The sequence below is a fragment of the Proteiniphilum sp. UBA5463 genome (genome assembly GCF_002427225.1).
Taxonomy (GTDB): domain Bacteria; phylum Bacteroidota; class Bacteroidia; order Bacteroidales; family Dysgonomonadaceae; genus Proteiniphilum; species Proteiniphilum propionicum.
The window spans coordinates 50,792-67,170 of record NZ_DIQL01000062.1 but is presented as its reverse complement, the minus strand read 5'-3'; the positions used below and the strand labels follow the sequence as shown (position 1 = coordinate 67,170).

The following is a 16,379-nucleotide window of genomic DNA, read 5'->3' as shown; positions in this document are numbered from 1 at the left end:
AAAAAACTTTCTTCTGAAATTCTCCAACCTACACTTGTTGACCAAAAGCTTCCCCATCTATTATCTTTATGGAAACGAGAAGATGCCTCACGGGCGAAACTTCCTTCTATGAAATATTTCTGCAAATAATCATAACCTAAACGCGCAATATATTTTTCGCGAGTGAGAATATCTCGTTGTGAATTTAAATTACTTACATTGGAAGCCATGTCAAACTCAGGATAGTCATCCGAGAATGTGTTTGTTTTTTGTCCATATAAATATCTACGGTCAGTTTTTATAGATTCATGACCCGCTGTCAAATTGATAGAATGGGTGTTCGCAAACGTTTTTACATAATTGAAAATTTGATTTGCAGTAACCGTCATTGTATTGTATCTCGTCTTGAAAATTCTGCCAGTACCTGTTGCATCGCCTACTACCCGGCTATACATTTGATCGTCGGTAGAAGTCCAATGGTTAACTGCAAGAATATTTTTAAACGTAAATCCTGGCATAAAAGTAATTGTTGATATCCATGACGGGTCAATAGTTGAGCGCTCATACAATAATGTATTTAAAATCGTAGTAGCAAGTGGATTTTGATCCTTACCATTGGGGCGAGTTTTACCAAAATCAAATTCTGGTTTCCCGTCTTTATCCATAATAACATTTCCTTGATTATCATGTGCATAAACAGGGTATACTGGCGCTATTACTCTTGCAAACAAGTAAGGGTTATTGAATGCCGCCCCTGTTTGGTTAGGATAGTTTGATTCTGTTTTCGTGAAGCCGACACTGAGGCTTGTATTAAACCATTTGTTAATGTCAGACTCAACTGATAACCTGCCACTATATCTTTTAAAATTTGATTCAATTGTAATTGCATCTTCATCCAAATAACTAAGAGATGCATGGTATCTTGTTCCACTTGTGCCACCACTTAAAGAAAATTGAGTTTCTTGACGAATGGGGCTTTGAGATAATGCATCAAACCAATCTGTATCCCACATCAAAGTTGTTCCGGGAGCTAATTTACCATCCGTTCCTATTGGTTTAGGGTTCGCAGCGCCATTTAAGAAAAATGGGTTATAAGCCATTCCTCCAACCTGAGCCACGTAATTATCTGTTGCCCACTGGTTATTTGCGGCATCTGTCGCGCCTCCGGGTCTTCTGTTTCGCAAAGCTTCCCATTGCATTTCTGCCCATTGAGCAGCTCCTAATTTTTTGTATTCAGAAATTGCACGTCCACTTGTGCCAATAGTATATTTTACATTAATTTCCGGTGCTTGATTTCTTCTTCCTTTTTTAGTTGTAACAATAATAACACCATTTGCTGCGCGAGAACCATACAAAGCCGCAGATGCAGCGTCTTTCAGAATAGTCATCGTCTCAATGTCTTCAGGGTTAATACTGTTCAATAATCCTGTATAGGGAACATCATCAATAACCCAAAGAGGAGCAGAAGAAGCATTTAATGAACCAATCCCTCTAATACGTATTTCTGGATCTACACCCGGTTGAGCAGTGTTATTAAAAACTTGGATGCCAGGAGCAACACCAGATAGAGCACTTCCTATACTCGAAACTTGACGCTTTTCGATAACATCGCTTTTAATAACATTGGCAGAACCTGTAAAAGTGTTTTTCCTAGCTGTACCATATGCCACAACCATAACTTCATCCAATAGTTCTGAATCTGTAACCAAGGCTACTCTTATGTATGTACTAACCGGTACTTCCTGCGTTACGTATCCCACAAACGAAACAACCAGCGTTCCACCTGCCGGTGCCGATAAATTAAAATTACCATTAGCATTGGTCACAGTTCCCTGTGTCGTACCTTTTACTTGTATGGTTGCACCAATCGCAGGGTCTCCATTCTCATCCACTACAATACCTCGTACTTGTGTCTGAGCCTGCACAATCCCTATTCCTACTAGGAAGAGGGTTAAAAACATAAATAGTTTTTTTTTCATAAACTCTACTTTTAAATTAAACACTTTCCTAATTTTTTTTATTATAAACTTTAATTTAATGAATGTGGTTTTAACTTAACACTCCTTGTTTTTCAGCTCTCGCTGCACACACGTTTTCTAATTTATATAATTTCGATTTCAATTAACATTTATATAGAATTCAGACCGTTTTACAAATATATATCATTTATTTGAATTACATAATTTTTTCAACTTTTTTTTTAAAAATACATTAAACTGAAACTAGATATAGTGTTTAATTTACACTTCTTAATTTATTCTTTAAATGTTACAAAATATGGAGCAATTGATGTTTTAACATATTCTTATAGTCGCAACTATTAAATTAAAATATTTGTGAATAATGATTCCTAAACTACATTATCCAAGCAAAAGAGTGTTTTCGTGCTATTTTTATACTATTTTGAGACAATCTATATCAAAATAACAATGCAAACAGCAATTTTGAAACATATAGATAACTAGCAGAAAAAGCGGGCTTTTCTCCAGCCTGCTATTCACCTTAACTCCGCCTTACTTTTACAGCCTATGGTTCACTATATTTACTTTTTGCAGGAAGAGTATCCATAAACAGTTAACAAAAAAAGGGTGACCGACGGCCACCCCTAATATTTGTTTTATACTTAAGGAAGTAACTTATTTCTCTATTCCCAGTAACTCCACATCGAAAACAAGATTGGAGAATGGTTTGATGGTGCCACGGTCTTGTGCGCCATAAGCCAGATCGTAGGGAACATATAATCTCCACTTAGAACCGACAGGCATCAGCTTGAGGGCTTCGGTCCATCCGGGGATTACCTGGGTAACGCCGAATGTTGCAGGCTCTCCTCTGTCGACGCTGCTATCGAACACAACTCCATTGATCAGCGTACCATGATAATTAACCTTTACTCTATCGGTATCAGTTGGAACAGCTCCGGTTCCGGCACGAAGAATTTCATATTGCAATCCGCTGGGAAGCGTTACAACACCTTCTCTTTTGGCATTCTCTGCCAGAAATGCATCACCTGCAGCAATGCTGTCCTTGTACTGAACCTTCAACTCTTCCTCCTGCCGAGCCATTTCTCTGGCCTGAGCCTTTTCAACTTCTGAATTGACAAACACTCCTGCATCCATCTTTGAGATAGCAAGCTGTTCGTTTTTCAATGTACCAATAAGCCCTGACAACAGCTGATCTTTATTGATTTTCTTTGTTGAATCTTCGCCGAAAAGCATCTGGTTAAACTGTGGTATCATCTGCTGAGACACCTGAGAACCGATACTTAACCCTTGAATGTAAGCAGTTTTCTCTTCACCGCCACTCATTGCTTCACGAAAACCTTTGATAAACTGGTTTAACTTAGGTGCATTTACCTTGTTTAAAGAGTCGATCTTAGCGTTCATCTCTTTCTGTAATGTCTGCTTCTGCAAGGAGTCAGCTGCAGCAATTCTCATCTGGTAATCGTACTCAATACTTGATGCACTCTGAATAATACCCATCTGTTCCATGAACTGGATTAATCCGCCCTGATCGGCAAGATTTACACCGTAAGCGTAAGAAACACTGTCGATGCTGTTATTCAAAGATGCTTTCGGGGTTGATGCTGTATTGCAGGACATAAATAAGACACTGCCTAATGCCATAACGGCAATTGAAAATAAATTTTTCCCTTTCATTGTTCTTTTGATATTTAATATGTTGTTTATACTATTCCTAATAATTCCACATCGAAGATAAGTGTCGAGTTGGGTTCGATGGAGTTCCCGGCTCCCTGTTCTCCATATGCAAGATGAGAGGGAATAAATAATCTCCATTTAGAACCAACAGACATAAGCTGCAAAGCTTCTACCCAGCCTTTGATCACCTGGTTTACCCCGAATACTGCAGGTTGGCCTCTTTCGACAGAGCTGTCAAAAACCTTGCCGTTGATAAGTGTGCCATGATAATGACATTTTACCCTGTCGGTAGCTTTGGGCTTAGCCCCGTTCCCATTGGTAAGTACTTTGTACTGCAGCCCGCTGGAAAGAGTTATTACATTCTCCCTTTTCTTGTTTTCCTCCAGAAAAGCTTCTCCTTTCTTCAGATTACCAACAAGCATCTCATCTTCTTTTTTTCTGAAATAAGACTGTATTACCTCATTTGCTTCCTGAGGGCTCATAGAGAGGTTTGTGTTGTTCATGACATCTGTAAATGCCTTAACAAAAGAATCTACATCTAGTTCACGGAGCCCCGAGTTCATAAGGTTGGAAGCCATACTCATCCCCAGCGCGTAGCTTAATTTATTCATCAACTTTTTTCTTTTTTCGATTTTTAAACACAAAAGTACGATTTTAATATGAAATAATTTTGTTTTTAGGCATAAAAAACTAAATTTGAAGATAAAAGTGAAATCTTATGCGAAAAAAATTGATTGTATTAACAGGTGCAGGCATGAGTGCCGAAAGCGGAATAGCTACTTTCAGAGATTCAGGAGGACTGTGGGAACAGTATCCGGTGGAACAGGTAGCTACGCCTGAAGGGTTTGAAACAGACCCGGAATTGGTCTTGAACTTTTACAATATGCGACGCAGAGAACTGCTAAAAGCGGAACCAAACGGCGGTCACTATGGTTTGGCAGCCCTTGAGAAAGATTTTGATGTACATATTATTACCCAAAACATCGACAATCTGCATGAAAGAGCAGGAAGTAAAAAGGTGCTTCATCTGCACGGGGAACTGATGAAAGTACGATCTACCGGCGATGAATCGCTGATATATGATATTGAACCGGGGAAATGCGACATTCACCTGGGTGACAAGTGTGAAAAAGGATTCCAGCTGCGCCCGCATATTGTTTGGTTTGGAGAAGCGGTTCCTATGATACAGGAAGCGGAACTGTTGTGCCGACAGGCAGATATATTCGTAATTATTGGAACATCAATGAATGTTTATCCGGCAGCGGGATTGCTTGACTACGTTAAAAGAAACATACCGGTTTACCTGATTGATCCGAAAGATGTGCAAACAAGGCGCTATGATATTCATCATATTCAAAAAGGGGCATCGGAAGGGGTAGAGGAGTTAAAACAGCTGCTTCTTGACTAACCTGAAGAAAAGGAATTAAAATAAACCGGAGACCATTTGTTTTTCATTTTAACTTACCGGAAATATCACGGATTGAAAACGCTTTTCGATAGTCCTGTTTTTTTTGTAATTTCGCTGTTTGAAAAACCTATCAAGGAGAAAAATTAGTGGGAAAGAAAATTGCAGAAACACCAATGATGAAACAGTACATCGAGATAAAGGAACAGCATCCCGATGCTATTCTGCTGTTTCGCGTTGGAGATTTTTATGAGACATTCTCTGATGATGCAATATCAGCATCGGAGATATTGGGTATCACGCTCACGAGAAGGGCAAATGGTGCAGCACAGTTTGTTGAGCTGGCAGGATTTCCGCACCACGCACTCGATACCTATCTGCCTAAATTGGTGCGCGCCGGGAAACGCGTTGCAATATGTGATCAGTTGGAGGACCCGAAGCTGACAAAAAAACTGGTAAAACGGGGTATTACAGAACTGGTTACTCCAGGTGTATCAATAAGTGACACGATTCTGAACCACAAGGAAAATAATTTCTTGTGCGCACTTCATATTGCCAAAAACAACCTGTTCGGAATTGCTTTTCTAGATATCTCTACTGGCGAATTTCTTACATCTGAAGGTACCCGAGACGATATCGACAAATTGTTGTCAAACTTTACCCCAAAAGAGGTACTGATTGAAAGGGGTAACAAGAAAAAAATTGAAGAGGCGTTTGGCCCCAACTGGCTTATATTTGAACTGGACGACTGGATTTTCACAGAAGATGCTGCAAGGGAAAGGCTCCAGTCCCACTTTCAAACCAGAAACCTGAAGGGTTTCGGTGTGGAGAATCTCACTCAGGGCATTATTGCTTCGGGAGCTATAATGCAATACCTTGATATTACACAGCACACACAGATTGAACATATTAATACCCTGAACAGGATAGAGGAGGAACGTTTCGTGAGGCTGGACAAGTTCACGGTACGTAATCTTGAACTTATTTCACCGATGAATGAGGGAGGGAAAAGCCTTCTTGAGGTGCTGGACAAAACCATATCTCCCATGGGATCGCGACTGCTGAGGCGTTGGATTGTTTTTCCACTGAAAGATGTAAAACAGATTGAAGCGAGACTGAACGTGGTGGAGTATTTTTTCCGAGAACCGGAGCTGAAAAAGATTCTTGCTCAACAACTCTCACTTATTGGCGATCTGGAAAGAATAGTATCGAAAGCAGCGGTAGGCAGAATTACACCCCGCGAGGTGATACAACTTAAAGTGGCACTCACGGCTGTAGGGCCCATCAAAGAGGCATTTATGGCATCTGCCGACAACAGCCTGCGGGAAATGGGTGAAAAACTGGATCCTTGTCCCGATATCCGCGACCGAATTGAGAAAGAGATTGTTCCCGATCCGCCTGCACTGCTTAACAAGGGAGGGTATATAAGAAAAAACGTAAACAAAGAACTGGACGAACTCAGGGATATAGCCTATTCAGGGAAAGATTACCTGATGCAACTCCAGCAGCGCGAGAGTGAAAAGACAGGTATACCTTCACTGAAGGTGGCCTTCAACAACGTGTTCGGATATTACATTGAGGTGCGCAACACACACAAAGATAAGGTTCCTGCAGACTGGACCCGCAAACAGACACTGGTAAGCGCGGAAAGATATATAACTGAAGAATTGAAAGTCTATGAAGAGAAGATTCTGGGTGCGGAAGAGAAAATTATTTCACTCGAAAATCAAATCTATGCTTCACTGACGGAAAGCCTGATAGAGTATATTCCGGCTATCCAGGCAAACGCAGGTATTATTGCACGTGCCGACTGCCTGCTGTCATATGCAAATGTGGCACAGCAAAACCGCTATATGCGCCCTGAAATAAACGAAACAGACGTCATTGATATTAAAGAAGGGCGCCACCCTGTAATCGAAAGGCAGCTCCCACCGGACGAGCCATTTATTGCGAACGATGTATATCTGGACAGAGACTCACAACAGATTATTATTATTACTGGGCCTAATATGGCAGGGAAATCGGCCCTGCTGAGACAGACGGCACTTATAACGCTTATGGCACAAACTGGCAGTTTTGTTCCTGCTGAATCAGCGAAGATAGGGCTGGTAGATAAAATTTTTACACGTGTGGGCGCATCAGACAACATCTCACTGGGAGAATCAACATTCATGGTTGAGATGAACGAAGCCGCTAACATCCTTAACAACCTTTCGGACAGAAGCCTTATCCTGTTCGACGAGCTGGGGAGGGGTACAAGCACCTACGATGGGATATCTATTGCATGGGCCATAGTGGAATATATACACGAAAACCCAAAGGCACGGGCAAAAACACTTTTCGCCACGCATTACCACGAGCTTAACGAGATGGAGAAAACGTTTAAACGGATAAAAAACTACAATGTGGCCGTAAAAGAGATAGACAAGAAAGTGATCTTCCTAAGGAAGCTTGTTCCGGGAGGAAGCGAACACAGCTTTGGGATTCATGTCGCAAAAATGGCCGGAATGCCGCAAAGCATAACCAAACGTGCAGATGCTATCCTGGGTGAGATGGAGACGGCAAACAGAAAAGATGGCATAAAAAAACCGATCAACGACTTTATAAAAAAACGGGAAGGTTATCAGCTAAGCTTTTTCCAGCTTGACGACCCTATACTGAGCCAGGTACGTGATGAAATCATGAACTTAGACGTAAATAATTTAACGCCAATTGAAGCATTGAATAAGCTTAACGAGATAAAGAAGATTGTAAAGGGGAAGTGAGACAGGGATAAATTCAATAGCCACAAAACAAATCAACCGTTAATTTGTTATCATACTTACAAACCAAAACGAATAAAGATACAAATAGAATTGGTATTAATTTAAACATTAACTTATGAAACTAAGAAAACTATTTATAGCCGGGCTTTTGATTACGGCTTTTGCCACCACACTCAACGCTCAGAGTTATCAAACTGCATTTGGTGTCAGATTAGGATACGATAGTGGTTTATCACTGAAACACTTTATTGCACCGGCAAGTGCTGGTGAGTTTATTCTCTCGGCATCTCCCCGATATTTCCAGTTGACAGGATTATACGAATACCATCAACCGGTTCCTGATGCACCGGGACTGGATTGGTATGTGGGACTTGGTGCACATCTTGGGGGAATACACTATGACAAGGATCGTTACAGTAACTCATTTCTTATTGGAGCTGATCTGATTGGCGGGCTTGAATACAAATTCCCGGGTGCTCCATTCAATGTTTCACTCGACTGGAAACCGTCGTTTAACTTTACCAACGACTATAACGATTACTGGTTCAGCGGTTTCGCTCTAAGCCTGCGCTACATATTCAAATAAAATATGTAACGGTTATTGATAATCATCATAAAAACCGCTCTCAGCAGGGAGCGGTTTTTTTATTATGTTACACCTAAAATTCGTACTTTTGTGGTTATGTACAAAACCAAAAAGAATTCATATTCAGAGTTGCTTAATCAACTGAACGATGCGCAACGGGCAGCCGTAGAGTTTTGCGACGGACCGTCACTCGTGATAGCGGGTGCAGGATCCGGGAAAACACGTATGCTTACATATAAGATAGCCTATCTGCTTGAACAGGGCCTCCCTCCATACTACATACTTGCCCTCACATTTACCAATAAAGCCGCACGCGAAATGAAATCGCGTATCTCTGGACTGGTAGGCGAAAAAAGAGCACGCAGCCTCTGGATGGGCACCTTCCACTCAATCTTTTCGCGCATTTTGCGCAATGAGGCAGAAGCCATTGGATTCCAGTCGAATTTCACCATATTCGATTCATCTGACTCAAACAACCTGATAAGGCTTATCATAAAGGATATGGGCCTTGATGACAAAATATACAGGCCGGGGCCGGTACATGGACAGATATCGCGGGCCAAAAACAGCCTTATAACCCCTGCCATGTACGAAACCAACGCTGAGATAATGCAGTTCGACCGCAAGTCCGGGCGCCCAATGCTCTTTGAGATATACCAGCAGTACCAGAACAGGCTTAGAACGGGGAACAGCATGGATTTTGACGACTTGCTGATGTACACAAATATTTTATTCCGCGACCATAAGGATGTGCTGGAGAAATACCGCAATCAGTTTCAATATATTCTGGTGGATGAATATCAGGACACCAACTTTGCACAGCATCTTATTGTAAAACAGCTTGCCGATGTGCACCACAGAGTATGTGTGGTGGGTGATGATGCGCAGAGTATCTATTCGTTTCGAGGTGCAAAAATCGATAATATCCTGAATTTCAAATCCAACTTCCCTGAAACACGGACTTTTAAACTTGAACGGAACTACCGCTCTACACAAAATATAGTGAATGCAGCGAACAGCCTTATAAAAAAGAACACAGAACAGATTTACAAAGAGGTGTTCTCTGAAAACGAAAAGGGGGAGAAAATTGAAATCAAAAGTGCTTTTTCCGATTTCGAAGAGGGCCTCATTGTCTCAAACAAAATAGCCCGGAGGAGGCTTGAAGATCATGATGCTTTCAGTGATTTTGCCATTCTGTACCGTACAAACGCCCAGTCACGTATCTTTGAGGAGGCGTTGAGAAAGAACAATATACCTTACCGAATTTACGGCGGATTATCGTTCTATCAGCGTAAAGAGATAAAAGATGTAATCAGCTACTTCCGCCTAATTGTGAATCCCAATGACGAAGATGCTTTTCGTCGCGTCATCAAATATCCTTCACGGGGAATAGGCGATGTAACGCTTGGTAAGATCTCTTCGGCAGCACAACTTCATAACACTAGCCTTTGGAGCATAGTGGCTTCACCATTGGATTATAATCTGGATGTGAACACTGGAACAGCAAAAAAACTGGCTGGTTTCCATCAACTTATCAGCGATTTTATCAATAAAAATGATGCGCTCAACGCTTATGAGCTGGCGCAGGAAGTGATTAAAGACAGCGGAATTGCTAAGGATGCATACGATGATATGACACCCGAGGGGATGAGCCGCATGCAAAATATTCAGGAGCTGCTCAACGCAATAAACGAGTTTGTTACCTCCAGGCTGGAGGAGGGTGAGGAGAAAGTTCAGCTGGCCGATTTTCTTTCGGAAGTGTCACTTCTGACAGACCTGGATACAGACAAGGAAGCTGATAATGAAAAGGTGACCCTTATGACAGTCCATTCAGCGAAGGGGCTTGAATTTAATCATGTTTTCGTAGTGGGTATGGAGGAAGATCTGTTCCCTTCGGCAATGGCAAAATCAGAAATACGGGGGCTGGAAGAGGAGCGCCGCCTGTTTTACGTGGCAATTACCAGGGCAAAGAAAACATGTACCATCACCTACGCAAAAAGCAGGTTTAAAAACGGGGTTATCAACCAGGCTAAGGAGAGCAGGTTCCTGAATGATATTGACAGGTCGTTTATCTCCATGGAAAGTTCTGCTGCCTCCGGTGCTACACGTTCTGCACCATCGGATGATTTCTGGGGTACGATGCGTGAAGAACGGCTGGGACGAGAGAGCCGGTTTCAGAAAAAAAACGCTCCCGCTTCCCGGGTAACTTCTCAAAGAAAATTTGTCCCCGTGCATGACAGGCCTTCAAATATACCATTATCGGAAGAGGCTAAAGAGTTGGCTGTAGGCCATATAATTGAACATGAAAGATTCGGCCGCGGCGTGGTTACATCTATCGAGATGAGTGGCAACGACCGACGTGCCTTTGTGGAGTTCGATTCTGCAGGGAGAAAACAGCTGTTGCTTAAATTCGCGAAATTTACCATTGTTGGGACCACAAACAGCGATAAATAGCCATGGGCAGTAACTTCTCACTTACTTTGCCTTAATCATGTATTATCATAATAATAGCAAATAAGGCGAAATTGTTCACTGAAGTTGGAAATTTTGATTTTTACTTGACTTCTGCTCTATTAACTTATCGAAAATATTCACTATTTTGAGGAAAAAATAGTATTTTTGGGGTTCGATTCGAACGAACTGCATTTAAAGTTAGAAAATAATCATAAAATTCATTTCAATGACAAAAAGCGCTTTACAAATTGCACGGGCAAGCTATGAGCCCAAAATGCCTGAAGGATTAATGGACAATGTGACAATTGAAGAGGGTGCCGCTACTGATTCGGTAAACGATCAGAAAGAAATAGAGCAACTTTTCCCTCACACCTATGGAATGCCAATCGTAAAATTCATCAGGACAACCGGTAAACCGGGAATGGATGAACCGGTGAATGTCGGTGTAATTCTCTCGGGCGGACAGGCTCCGGGTGGACACAATGTGATTGCTGGACTTTTCGATGGAATAAAAAGATTGCATCCTGACAGTAAACTATATGGTTTTATTCTTGGTCCCGCAGGCCTGATAAACCACGAATATAAGGAACTTACATCCGGTATAATTGATGAGTACCGCAACACGGGAGGATTCGATATAATTGGTTCCGGACGTACTAAGCTGGAAACAGAAGAACAATTCGACAAGGGTTTAGAGATACTGAAAAAGCTGAATATAAAAGCATTGGTAATAATTGGAGGAGATGACTCAAACACAAACGCCTGTGTACTGGCAGAATACTATGAATCAATAAACGCAGGAGTACAGGTTATAGGATGCCCTAAAACCATTGATGGCGACCTCAAGAACGAACAGATTGAGACCTCTTTCGGATTCGATACGGCATGCAAAGTATATTCCGAATTGATTGGGAACATTCAACGCGATTGCAACTCGGCACGAAAATACTGGCACTTTATAAAGGTAATGGGCCGGTCTGCTTCGCATATTGCCCTGGAGTGCGCACTGCAAACACATCCAAATATATGCATCGTCTCGGAAGAGGTTGAATCAAAAAAGCAATCTCTGGATGATATAATTGACTATATTGCCGGGGTAATAGCAAAACGAGCCGAGGCAGGGTTGAATTTTGGGACTGTGGTAATTCCTGAAGGTTTGATAGAGTTTATACCGGCAATGAAAAAATTGATCAGGGAACTGAATGATTTCCTTGCTGATAACCAGGAAGAGTTTGATCTGGTTCGCCGCTCAGGAAAACGCGACTATATAATCAGCAAGCTGTCGCCTGAGAATGCAGAGATCTATGCCAGCCTGCCGGAAACGGTTGCACGCCAGCTTACACTTGATCGCGACCCTCACGGTAATGTGCAGGTTTCGCTGATAGAGACCGAGAAGCTTTTGGCTGAAATGGTGAAAAAACGCCTCGATACATGGAAAGGAGAGGGAAAATATAATGGCAAATTCGCGAGCATCACTCACTTCTTTGGGTATGAAGGACGTTGTGCAGCACCTTCTAACTATGATGCCGACTACTGTTATTCACTCGGGTACACGGCATCAATGCTTATTGCCGCAGGAAAGACCGGGTACATGTCATCAGTACGTAATACCACTGCTCCGGCCAGCGAATGGATAGCAGGCGGAATACCAATTACCATGATGATGAATATGGAACACCGCAACGGAGAATTAAAACCGGTTATTCAGAAAGCATTGGTTGATCTGGAAGGAGCGCCTTTCAAATACTTTAAAAGCCAGAGGGACAAGTGGGCTGAAGCTACCGACTATGTATATCCGGGCCCTATACAGTACTTCGGGCCTGCTGAAGTATGCGATCAACCGAGTAAGACAATGCAGCTGGAACAAACCGGCAAAATTGAGATACAGTAGTTACAGAACAGTAAATTAAATGGAATATTAAAAAAAGGGGCGTCTTGCATAAGACGCCCCTTTTTTATTGTCTGTTACGGAAGTGTGAATATAAAAATGGAATGAATCAGAAGAATTTGTGCCGATTATCTTCAACCCCCAGTTTTCTTTTCAACACTTCAAAAGACTGCATCTGAAGGCGATAAGCATTATTACTCATAATAATGTTTTTCTGTCCTTCGGCATTATATTCCTCAGTACCCTGGGTACGACCGGTAACCTTTGTTACGTAAACACCCATATTGCCTTCCATAGGGCCAATGATTTTATTAAGCGGCGCAAAAGCAGATACTGCATTCAGCACGGGCTCAAAACCCAATCCTGTAATATTGCGGGTATTGAAGTTTACAAAACGCACGGTGTCGGCACTTGAGTTCATCCCGGAGGCATAGTCATCTATTGATGAAAGGCTTTTTGACTGCAAGCCGGCAATAATCTTCTCGGCTTTCTTCTTGTTTACCAGCTGCATGCGGATACCTGAGGAGACCTCGGACAAAGGTGTTGTGCCGGCAGGGACCACCTGTTCAACCCGGGCTATGACCCTCAAATTGGTAAGATCGAACTTCTTAACAGTACCCTGTTTTTTTTCATTAGCTGCCCACGTAATAATCTGGCGAGAGCCAGGCAACTGAGCAAGCGAGTGATCGCTTGCAGAAACAGTGACATTAGGCATAACCATGTACCCTCTTTCAGAGGCCAGTTCATTGAATTTTTCTCCTACACCTGGTGTTGAGACAAACTGATTTAATTCGTTGTCAACATTGTTTGAGGTCTTCTCGCTTGCAGGGACAGGCATATTGATTATCGCAACCTTATATTTATTTACAGGACGGGTTTTCTCTTCAACCTGAACAATAAGCTGCTGCCCGGGAACCACTAGCTTTAACGGCTGGCCTACCGGAGAGTTAAAAACCGTTTTCACGAAATCAGAACCAAATGTTACAAGATCTATTTCTCTTGCCCAACCAACATCACCGCCATTGGAGGAAGGATTGAGGCTGTTTGCAACATCGGCAAAAGTATGCCCGTCGCGCAATAATCCGTATATGCTGTCTGTGAAGTTTGTCACAGCCGAATCCTGCCCTACAACGGATGCATCGGGTATAGCCATCATTCTGAGGTGAACAGAATCGGATGCTGTTGTTCTGTCTATCAGCTTATAAACCTGATAGGAATCTCCATCGCGTGCAGGCCCGAACATCTCGCCTATCTCTGCCGAACGTACAAATTCTATCTGATCAGGGGTTAGCATTATTTCGCTTACAAACACATCCCTGTAAGGGGTGTCTGAATAGTCGGCTACTATGGCAGCAGGGTTTGCACTGTTCTGTAATTCCGTGTAAGCTTTTTCAGACTCGGCCCCCACCTCTGCATAATCCTCCTCACTAGGAACAATCTCCTTAGTGAAGTAAGAGAGTTTAACAAGTGGAGTCTCAAGCCTGAACGATTTTTTATGCTTATCGTAAAATGCCTTTATATCGCTATCGGTAACTGTTACAGCCGAATCGGGAATAGTAAAGTAGCTCTGCATTACATACTCTATGTCTGCGTTTTGCTGTGAGAGTTCGAAAGAGGTCTTTGCCTCCATTTCGTTCACAATAACTACATTAGACAACAATGAAATGTACTTCTCCTCAAGCCGCTGTGTTCTTACCATCTCTTCTATGAAGAGCCACAATGATTTGTATCTGTTCACTAAAGCCTGCTCCTGAGGATTGGGGCTTGGCATGTTTATGGTATTTATAAAATCGACGAGTGCCTGACGACTGAATATTCCTGTTTGCGGATCAATGAAAAAAGGCAGCTGCTGCAATACAGGTGAAATAAATTCTCCGTGTACCAGGTCGTTGATCTCTTTTTTTGTAACTGTGAGACCTAATTTTTTTGTTTGATGAGCAAGAAGACGTTCACGGACCATTTGCTGATACACTGCCTCACGGATCTGGGAAGAGATATTCTCATCGAGTGATGTCTGACCGCTGACCATCTTTTGAAACTCCTCGAACTCCGTGATCTTATCGGCATATTTCTGTGTAGATATAACCTCTCCGTTAACCAGGAACGCCTTGTCGCGCACTTTTCCTAAAAAAGTCGATCCTGATGTGAACAGGTCTCCCAAAACAAACGCAAGAAGCGCAACGCCAATAACTATTACCAGAAGTGCACCTTTATCTCTGATCTTTTGTAAAGTAGCCATTTAACTATCTTTTATAACTTTTTAAACATTAAAAATACTGACTCAAATGAGGGCACGAAGTTAGTAAAAATAAAGCAGATAAAGATATTTTTTTTAAGAAATATGAGCATGAATCGCATTAAAATGTTATTTTGTCGTCTCTGTCGTTTACTGTTGTTAATCGCACTACCTCAATTTTACGTGCTGTAACTTTCAGTATTTTGAAAGTCAGTTTCCCAATGGTTATTTTCTCATAAGTCTTTGGAAAACGTTGAGTGTGATGCAGAAGATATCCTGCTATGGTTGAGTATTCGTCAGATTCCGGAATATCAAGATTATACACATCGTTAAGGTGGTCGATCTCTACACGGCCCGATAAAATAAATTCGTTCTCTCCCTCCTGTTTCACGAATTTCGATTCCACATCGTATTCATCTTCAATATCCCCGAAAATCTCTTCCACCAGATCTTCCATGGTCACAATGCCCGATGTGCTGCCAAACTCATCCACTACCACTGCTATGCTTTTATGCTGTTGCATCAGATCGCTCATAAGCCGGTTTGCCGGCATGCTTTCGGGAACAAAGGAGATTGTAGCCACATTGTTTGTCCAGTCCTTAGGGTTATTAAAAATCTCCCACATGTGAATGTAACCTACAATATTGTCTATATCTTCTTTAAAGACAAGAATTCTGGAGATACCTGTCTCAATAAATTTTTCTTTCAGCGTATTCAGGTCTGTATCTAAGCTAACCCCCACGATATCTGCCCTCGGAATCATACAATCCCTTATTTTCATGGTAGAGAACTCAAGCGCGTTACGGAAAATTTTAACCTCGGAGTCAACATCTCTCTCTTTTCCCATATCGTCGATACTCTTCTTCAGATAGGTATCGAAGTCAACCCTGGTGAATGCTTTCTGATTCGATTCAGGCGGGCGGATGCCAAACAGTTTCAATACCAGTCGTGAAAGCAGTACGAAAAATGACGCGAATGGATACAATAGTATGTAAAAAATAAAAGCAGGAATAATAAGAAGGTTCACCCAAAAATTGGGGTTACTCCTGAACAGGATGCGTGGAATATATTCACCGGTAAGCAAAGTAATGATTGTTACACATATAATGACTAGCAACAGTCGTAACAGGGAGCTTTGCACTATGCCATCAAGCTTATGGTGAGAGATGAGGATTGTGAAATATACAAAAAACACCAGCGCGATCACCTTCCCTGTCATTAGCGATGTAAGGAACTTTCTCGGATGGCGGTAAATAGCATTAAGCAAGTAGTTGTAAAAGCCTGCAGATTGGTTTCCTACAGCATATCTAAGCTTGTCTGAGGAAGTGAATGCCTCTTCAATGCCTGAAAAGAACAGGGAAAGAATAATAAATGCAATCCACCACCCTATTAGCAAAGAATCCGGCATTT

At 41.9% G+C, this 16,379-nt stretch carries 10 protein-coding genes; 5 read left to right on the top strand and 5 right to left on the bottom strand.

What is annotated here, in order from left to right; all coding sequences use genetic code 11:
* The 3 genes from B3B27_RS11465 to B3B27_RS11455 all read right to left on the bottom strand — a co-directional run.
* A partial coding sequence (locus tag B3B27_RS11465) for a SusC/RagA family TonB-linked outer membrane protein (protein ID WP_286847480.1) occupies positions 1-1,958 on the bottom strand: 1,958 nt, incomplete at its 3' end.
* A gap of 657 nt (positions 1,959-2,615) precedes the next feature.
* Entirely contained in the window at positions 2,616-3,635 is a 1,020-nt protein-coding gene (locus B3B27_RS11460; RefSeq protein WP_238868019.1) for an FKBP-type peptidyl-prolyl cis-trans isomerase, read from the bottom strand.
* Positions 3,636-3,661: 26 nt separating this feature from the next.
* A complete protein-coding gene (locus tag B3B27_RS11455) occupies positions 3,662-4,246 on the bottom strand; it encodes an FKBP-type peptidyl-prolyl cis-trans isomerase (protein ID WP_238868020.1) in 585 nt (194 codons plus the stop codon).
* A gap of 107 nt (positions 4,247-4,353) precedes the next feature.
* Here B3B27_RS11455 and B3B27_RS11450 point away from each other — a divergent pair, with 107 nt between their 5' ends.
* The 5 genes from B3B27_RS11450 (at position 4,354) to B3B27_RS11430 (ending at position 12,736) form a co-directional block, all read left to right on the top strand.
* Positions 4,354-5,043 (top strand): SIR2 family NAD-dependent protein deacylase, encoded by a 690-nt coding sequence (locus B3B27_RS11450; RefSeq protein ID WP_238868021.1) that lies wholly within the window; start codon positions 4,354-4,356, stop codon positions 5,041-5,043.
* A 173-nt stretch (positions 5,044-5,216) separates the two neighbouring features.
* Complete coding sequence (gene mutS / locus B3B27_RS11445) at positions 5,217-7,805, top strand: DNA mismatch repair protein MutS (protein ID WP_238869522.1); 2,589 nt, start codon at positions 5,217-5,219, stop codon at positions 7,803-7,805.
* A 115-nt stretch (positions 7,806-7,920) separates the two neighbouring features.
* A complete protein-coding gene (locus tag B3B27_RS11440) occupies positions 7,921-8,391 on the top strand; it encodes a hypothetical protein (RefSeq protein WP_238868022.1) in 471 nt (156 codons plus the stop codon).
* A 96-nt stretch (positions 8,392-8,487) separates the two neighbouring features.
* Positions 8,488-10,845, top strand: coding sequence for an ATP-dependent helicase (locus tag B3B27_RS11435; protein ID WP_286847478.1), 2,358 nt, complete (start codon positions 8,488-8,490; stop codon positions 10,843-10,845).
* Positions 10,846-11,071: 226 nt separating this feature from the next.
* On the top strand, positions 11,072-12,736 hold the full coding sequence (locus B3B27_RS11430; RefSeq protein WP_286833892.1) for a diphosphate--fructose-6-phosphate 1-phosphotransferase: 1,665 nt from the start codon (positions 11,072-11,074) through the stop codon (positions 12,734-12,736).
* 106 nt (positions 12,737-12,842) lie between these two features.
* Here the strand turns inward: B3B27_RS11430 and B3B27_RS11425 are convergent, their stop codons facing one another.
* Together B3B27_RS11425 and B3B27_RS11420 are read right to left on the bottom strand one after the other, a co-directional pair.
* Entirely contained in the window at positions 12,843-14,972 is a 2,130-nt protein-coding gene (locus B3B27_RS11425; protein WP_238868025.1) for a peptidylprolyl isomerase, read from the bottom strand.
* Positions 14,973-15,090: 118 nt separating this feature from the next.
* Entirely contained in the window at positions 15,091-16,377 is a 1,287-nt protein-coding gene (locus tag B3B27_RS11420; protein WP_286847477.1) for a hemolysin family protein, read from the bottom strand.
* Positions 16,378-16,379: the final 2 nt, after the last annotated feature.

Excerpts from the sequence above, each read along its gene's own strand:
- B3B27_RS11455 (WP_238868020.1), bottom strand. The coding sequence starts at position 4,246 with ATGAATAAATTAAGCTACGCGCTGGGGATGAGTATGGCTTCCAACCTT.
- B3B27_RS11435 (WP_286847478.1), top strand. The coding sequence starts at position 8,488 with ATGTACAAAACCAAAAAGAATTCATATTCAGAGTTGCTTAATCAACTG.
- mutS (WP_238869522.1), top strand. The coding sequence starts at position 5,217 with ATGATGAAACAGTACATCGAGATAAAGGAACAGCATCCCGATGCTATT.
- B3B27_RS11450 (WP_238868021.1), top strand. The coding sequence starts at position 4,354 with ATGCGAAAAAAATTGATTGTATTAACAGGTGCAGGCATGAGTGCCGAA.
- B3B27_RS11460 (WP_238868019.1), bottom strand. The coding sequence starts at position 3,635 with ATGAAAGGGAAAAATTTATTTTCAATTGCCGTTATGGCATTAGGCAGT.
- B3B27_RS11430 (WP_286833892.1), top strand. The coding sequence starts at position 11,072 with ATGACAAAAAGCGCTTTACAAATTGCACGGGCAAGCTATGAGCCCAAA.
- B3B27_RS11425 (WP_238868025.1), bottom strand. The coding sequence starts at position 14,972 with ATGGCTACTTTACAAAAGATCAGAGATAAAGGTGCACTTCTGGTAATA.
- B3B27_RS11440 (WP_238868022.1), top strand. The coding sequence starts at position 7,921 with ATGAAACTAAGAAAACTATTTATAGCCGGGCTTTTGATTACGGCTTTT.
- B3B27_RS11420 (WP_286847477.1), bottom strand. The coding sequence starts at position 16,377 with ATGCCGGATTCTTTGCTAATAGGGTGGTGGATTGCATTTATTATTCTT.